A 5,929-nucleotide genomic window follows, 5' to 3' on the forward strand; every position below is an offset into this window, starting at 1 on the left:
AAATACTTTACTATAATATTTTATTCTAAAGCCATAACTATAATTTGTTATAGAATCATTAGTAAAAATATAATTAGTAGTAGCAGTTTCATCTAAATTACCATCTATAGTAAACAATTTTTTAGTTTCTTCTATATCTAAACCATTTATTTCTAAAGTATTATCTATATTTATCTTAAACTCTGATAAATATCCTACTCTTTCTTTTATACCTAATAGCATTAATGTAATAATTACTAACATTAATATAGAAGCTAAAATAATACCAATTTTTAATAGTAGTTTTTTATTTTTCATATACTGATCCTTAAAAAAATATAGAGTTCATTAGAAATAAAATTTCTAATTTTGTAACAAAAATTTTTGCAACAGAAATAGATAGTATTAGTAAAGTAAAGCTTGAGATTGTATAGAAATGTTTGTTTGTTTGTTTCATATGATTTTACCTAATTTTCACAACATTATACTATAATAAGTACTAATGTCAATGAATATAATAGTATAAATTATTAAATAATAAATACTATAAAAATGAAATACTGCAATATTGACATAAGTATAAATTATTGATATCATATAAAATCATTGAAAATATAAAAAATAATTTTAAAGAGGTAATTAAATGTTCACAGCAACTTTATATGCACAAACTACAGGAGGAGCTCAAGCAGGAGGAAGCCCTTTAGTATCAATAGGTATGATGGTAGCTATTTTTGCTATATTCTACTTTCTACTTATTAGACCGCAAAAAAAACAACAACAAAAATTGGCTCAAAGCATAGCTAGTTTAAAAAAAGGTGATAAAATAATAGTAGCTGGAGGTATAGTAGCTGAATATGTATCTGATAAAGAAGGCGGTAGAGTTGCTATAGTAAAATTAGGAGAAAATACAAAAATAGAAATAATAAAATCTTCTATATCAGCTGTGGTTAGTGAAGAAGCTCTTAATGCTAAAAAAGAAGAAAAGAAAGATAAAAAAGCTATAGAAGATAAGAATCAGATAAAAGAAGAGTTAGAAAAAGCACAATCTGAAGATAAAAAAGAATAATAGAAAAAATAATAATAAAGAAATAGGGAAATAATATGAGTCATAATTTAAGGCTAGCATTCATAATTATAGGTCTTGCTATAATGGGTTGGTTTATCACTCCTACAGTAAGATGGTATTTTTTCACACCAGAAGATAAAAAAGAAGAAAGTAACATGTCATTAGATGAGATGATATCTAATGGATATACAAAAGAGCAAATTGATGAGATTCAGTCGCTTAAACGTCTTAGAAGCGAATCTGTAAATTTGGGATTGGACTTACAGGGCGGTATAAGAATAGTACTTCAAGCAGATTTTGAAGATTATGCTAATAAATTAGATAGAACTGCATTATCTTTAACTGCTGAAGAAAAAAATGATGCTATGGAAAGACTTATATCTAGATTAAGAGGTAGAATTGACCAATTTGGAGTTAGCGAAGTTGGTATAAGAAAGCAAGGCGATGATAGGGTGGTTGTTGAACTTCCTGGTGCTAGAGACCCTGATAGAATTAAAAGTGTTGTACTTAGCCAAGGTGCTCTCACTTTCAATTTAGTAGACCAAGAGGCTTCTGCTACAATTACCAGCAATGACTTACTTCTTGGAGTTTTCACTAATACTGCTAAAGTACCAGAAAATGACAAGCAAGTTTATTTTTATAGCGAAAAAGATGACTTTGGAAGAAGAGTTAGAGGAGCTCCTGTATTTATAGAAAAAGAGGCTTCTTTAGATGGTTCTGCTTTAATTAATGCTAATGTAGGCGGCGGACAATTTGGAGAGGTTACTGTTGAGTTTGAACTTAATAATGAAGGAGCTGAACAGTTTGCATTAGTAACTGCTGCTAATGTTAATAGAATGCTTGCTATTGTATTGGACGATAAAGTAATAAGTGCTCCTAATATCAATCAAGAAATTAGAGGCGGAAGAGGAGTTATTTCTGGAAGCTTTACTTTGGAAGAAGCTCAAGATTTGGCTAGAATACTTAAAGAAGGTGCTTTGCCTTTAAAAGTAAGTGTTGTAGAGGAAGAAGTTGTAGGTCAATCTATAGGTGCTGACTCTGTTAAGGCTGGTACTACTGCTTTATTTATGGCTGCAATATTAGTTGCTGTATTTATGATTGCTGTATATAGAATGTCTGGAGTTTTATCTACAATAGCTATGCTTATAAATGTTATACTTATTATAGCTATACTTTCTCCTTTGAGATTTACTCTTACTTTGCCTGGTATAGCTGGTCTTATACTTACTATAGGTATGGCAGTTGATGCTAACGTTATTATTTTTGAACGTATAAAAGATGAATTAAAAATAAAATCTAATGTTTCTGATGCTATTATATCTGGTTATGACAGAGCATTTGCTACAATATTTGACTCTAACATTACAACAATAATAGTAGCTTTAATACTATGGATATTTGGAAGCGGTCCTGTACAAGGTTTTGCTGTTACATTATTCTTTGGTATTTTAATAAACCTATTTACTGCTGTATTTATCACTAGATATATCTATGAAGAGATTATTCGTACAAAACTTGTGAAGAAAGCTGGTTTCTTCTTTATTTAATATAATAAGGATTTTATAGTATGAGCGAAAATATTAAAAAAAATAATGATGTTAAAAAAACTGAAAATAATGATGTAACAAAAAATAAAATTCCTTTTGTTAAATTTATGCCTGTTGCGGCTATTATATCTAGTATATTATTTATAGCTTCTATTGGGCTTTTTATTAATAAATTGACTACTAATAGCTTTAATATGGGTATAGATTTTGCAGGCGGTGTTGAATTACAAGTAAAAATCGATAATCCAGAAGTAATAAATATCGCTGAGATAAGAAATCTATATAGAAACTTTGGTACAGAAACTGTTAATATACAAGAGCTTGAAGGAGAAGATAATATCAATGCTTTTCTTTTGAGATTTAGAGGCTCTAATGAAGAATCTGATAGAGCTATGCAAGTACTTTATGATAAATATACAAAAGAAAAAGTTACTCTCATAGGAAGTAATATTATAAGCGGTGTAGTATCTTCTGATAATTTAAAACTAGCTTTTATACTTGTAATAGTGTCTTGGATTATCATTATGATATACATTACTATAAGATTTAATTATAGATATGCTTTTCCTGCTATTATTACTCTTATACATAATGTTGTTATAGTATTTGGTATACTTCTATTTTTGAATAAAGAGTTTTCTGTATTGGTTCTCTCTTCAATGCTTACTTTGATAGGTTATACAATAAACGACATAATAGTTGTATTTGATAGAATTAGAGAAAATGCTGATGTTAAAAGACCATTTAAAGAAATAGTTAATATAAGTCTTAATAATGTTGTCGGCAGAACTGTAATTACTAGTGTTTCTACATTGCTTGCTACTCTTGCTATAATGATATGGGGCGGGTTTATACTATATGATTTTGCTTTTACATTCTTTTGCGGTGTAGTGATAGGTACTTATGCTAGTAACTTTATTGCAAGCGGTCTTTTAATATTATTTATGAAAGGAAAAAAAGCATAATTAAAAGAATAATATAAATGAAAAAGAATAATATTTTTATTATACTTATAATATTTTCTCTTATATTTTTAGTATTAACAGTAGTATACAATGTATATACGATAGGGGCAAATAATAATATCAAAAAAGAAATAGATAGTACTAGTAATATTTTAGCAGAAAACATGAAAAATCAGTATATAAAAATATTATCCTTATATTTTAAAGAACAATTAATAAATGAAACTAATCAAAATAAAATAAATGAATTAAATAATTTTATAAAAGAAAATACAACATCAATATCCTCTTCAAACTTTAACAATTTAAAGTCATCTATTAATGATATAATACAATTAAGAAATAGAAATACAACTTATGTTTTATTATTTTTAGCTGTATTTACATTTATATCTGGCTTAATAATTAATTTACTTACTAATAACAATAAAGAAAAAAACAATATTCAAACTACAAAGAAGATTGTAAAAGAAGAAAATGAAAAAAAAGAGGAAAAACCTAATATTATTATTTCTAATGAGATAGATAATAAAAAAGAAATAGAAATAAATAATATGTATCAAAATCTTGTAAAAGAAATAAAGAATTCCAAAGAAGATAGTGCTATGGAAATACTTGAAAAAATATTTCAAATAGATGATAGAAACTATTTAGCTTTAAATGGTGCTGGAATACTTTATACAAAGATATATACAAAAAATGGAAATAACACTTATTTTGTAAAGGCTGATAAGTTTTATGAATCTGCAATTTCTATATATAATAAAAACAAAGATATTCTAAATAATAAAGCAATATTATATTCAACTAAATATGGCAAAGACAATAACAATAATGATTATAACACTGCTTTAAGTATTTTTAATAATGCAATATCCTCTTACAATAATGATTTTGATATCATTCATAATAGAGCTACTCTAAATTTATTAAATTATAAAATTACGGCTAATGCAGAATCATTTGATGAAGCATTAAAAGATTACAATGAGTTAATAGAAATTGACCATCATAATATATATGCTTTAAGCAACAGAAGCATACTTTATTTTGACAAATACAAATATACAAAAGATAAAAAATATTTTGAAAAATCAATAAAAGATTGTAATGAGGCATTTAATATTAATTCAGAAGAATCTCTAGACTCTAATAATAATCCCCACTATATATACAAGTATTAATATATTATCACTAAATAAAAAAGCAATGAGATTAATAAAAACCCCATTGCATTTTATTTGATTAAAAAAATTATTTTTTCTTACAAACTTTTTTCTTATATCCTATAGCATCAGCCAACTCTTCATCTATAACAACCACAACATCATTATGAAGCTTAAGGAAAGTAACAGGACAGCTAGTCATAACTTTATCATGATTCAAAAGTTCTTTCATTGCAGCAGCTTTACCCTTACCAATAGCAGCTATTACTATTTTTTTAGCTTTTAATATTCCGCCCATTCCCATACTAAAAGCCTCTCTTGGAACATCTTTTTCAGAAGCAAAAAATCTAGCATTAGCTTTAATAGTTTTTTCATCAAGCTTCACACATAAAGCATTAGCATGCAAAGCCTCATCAGGTTCATTGAAAGCAATATGCCCATTAGGACCAACTCCAAGTAATTGAATATCTCTTGGAAGTTTTTCTATTTTATCGTTAAACTCTTTTAAGATTTTTTCTTTATCACCTATTCCTTTAGGAACAAAAGTATTTTTTTTATCAATATTTACATGGTCAAATAAATTTTTGTTCATAAAATATCTATAACTTTGTTCATTTTTTCCATCTAAACCTTTATATTCATCTAAGTTTACAGACTTCACATTTTTAAAATCAATCTCTTTTTTCTCATAAGCCTTAATTAAATGTGGGTACACTGCCTCAGCTGTACCTCCTGTAGCAAGACCTAAAACAGCATCTTTTTTTACCTTTAATATATTAATAATCTCATTAGCCGTTTTTTTTCCTACTCCATTAGCATCTTTAGCAACTATAAGTTTTAATCCCATAATTTTTAATACTCCTTTTTTATTAATTTACAATATTTTTCATAAACTAATACTTTTAAATTATAGCATATATACAATTTATTTACAATTAATATAATTTTTATTAACAATAAATAAAACTATTGATGTAACTAATAATTAAATATAAAATATATCATCATAATAATAATTTTATATAAAAAGGAAATAAAATGAATAAAAAAATTAAAGGAGCTATTTTTGACTTTGATGGTACATTAGTTGATAGTGAAACTTTATATACAAAATCATTGATATATACATCAAAAGAAATGAATACACTCACAGATGTAGATTTTGCATCTATGGCTGGATATCAAACTAATGATATAAAAAAA

The 5,929-nt window shown here is 26.2% G+C and carries 6 protein-coding genes and 1 pseudogene; 5 read left to right on the top strand and 2 right to left on the bottom strand.

Translation table 11 applies throughout. The features are described from left to right. Window positions 1–297, bottom strand: a pseudogene (locus E6A48_RS04450) (hypothetical protein); the annotation flags it as partial. A 325-nt stretch (window positions 298–622) separates the two neighbouring features. Here E6A48_RS04450 and yajC point away from each other — a divergent pair. Genes yajC through E6A48_RS04470 form a run of 4 tightly spaced genes read left to right on the top strand, consistent with a single transcriptional unit; the run spans window position 623 to window position 4,744 of the window. Next, a complete protein-coding gene (yajC, locus tag E6A48_RS04455) occupies window positions 623–1,048 on the top strand; it encodes a preprotein translocase subunit YajC (protein ID WP_219708842.1) in 426 nt (141 codons plus the stop codon). Between the two features lie 35 nt (window positions 1,049–1,083). Then, on the top strand, window positions 1,084–2,595 hold the full coding sequence (gene secD / locus E6A48_RS04460; protein WP_219708843.1) for a protein translocase subunit SecD: 1,512 nt from the start codon (window positions 1,084–1,086) through the stop codon (window positions 2,593–2,595). Between the two features lie 20 nt (window positions 2,596–2,615). Then, window positions 2,616–3,560, top strand: a complete 945-nt coding sequence (secF, locus tag E6A48_RS04465; protein WP_219708844.1) for a protein translocase subunit SecF — start codon at window positions 2,616–2,618, stop codon at window positions 3,558–3,560. Window positions 3,561–3,577: 17 nt separating this feature from the next. Beyond that, entirely contained in the window at window positions 3,578–4,744 is a 1,167-nt protein-coding gene (locus tag E6A48_RS04470; RefSeq protein WP_219708845.1) for a tetratricopeptide repeat protein, read from the top strand. A gap of 70 nt (window positions 4,745–4,814) precedes the next feature. Here the strand turns inward: E6A48_RS04470 and E6A48_RS04475 are convergent, their stop codons facing one another. Beyond that, window positions 4,815–5,573, bottom strand: a complete 759-nt coding sequence (locus tag E6A48_RS04475) for a glucosamine-6-phosphate deaminase (protein WP_219708846.1) — start codon at window positions 5,571–5,573, stop codon at window positions 4,815–4,817. A gap of 191 nt (window positions 5,574–5,764) precedes the next feature. Here E6A48_RS04475 and E6A48_RS04480 point away from each other — a divergent pair. Further along, window positions 5,765–5,929: HAD hydrolase-like protein (locus tag E6A48_RS04480; protein ID WP_219708847.1), on the top strand; the 165-nt coding region annotated here is incomplete at its 3' end.

The sequence above is a fragment of the Brachyspira pilosicoli genome (assembly GCF_019402445.1).
Lineage (GTDB): Bacteria > Spirochaetota > Brachyspiria > Brachyspirales > Brachyspiraceae > Brachyspira > Brachyspira pilosicoli_B.

Excerpts from the sequence above, each read along its gene's own strand:
- E6A48_RS04470 (WP_219708845.1), top strand. The coding sequence starts at position 3,578 with ATGAAAAAGAATAATATTTTTATTATACTTATAATATTTTCTCTTATA.
- secD (WP_219708843.1), top strand. The coding sequence starts at position 1,084 with ATGAGTCATAATTTAAGGCTAGCATTCATAATTATAGGTCTTGCTATA.
- E6A48_RS04475 (WP_219708846.1), bottom strand. The coding sequence starts at position 5,573 with ATGGGATTAAAACTTATAGTTGCTAAAGATGCTAATGGAGTAGGAAAA.
- secF (WP_219708844.1), top strand. The coding sequence starts at position 2,616 with ATGAGCGAAAATATTAAAAAAAATAATGATGTTAAAAAAACTGAAAAT.
- yajC (WP_219708842.1), top strand. The coding sequence starts at position 623 with ATGTTCACAGCAACTTTATATGCACAAACTACAGGAGGAGCTCAAGCA.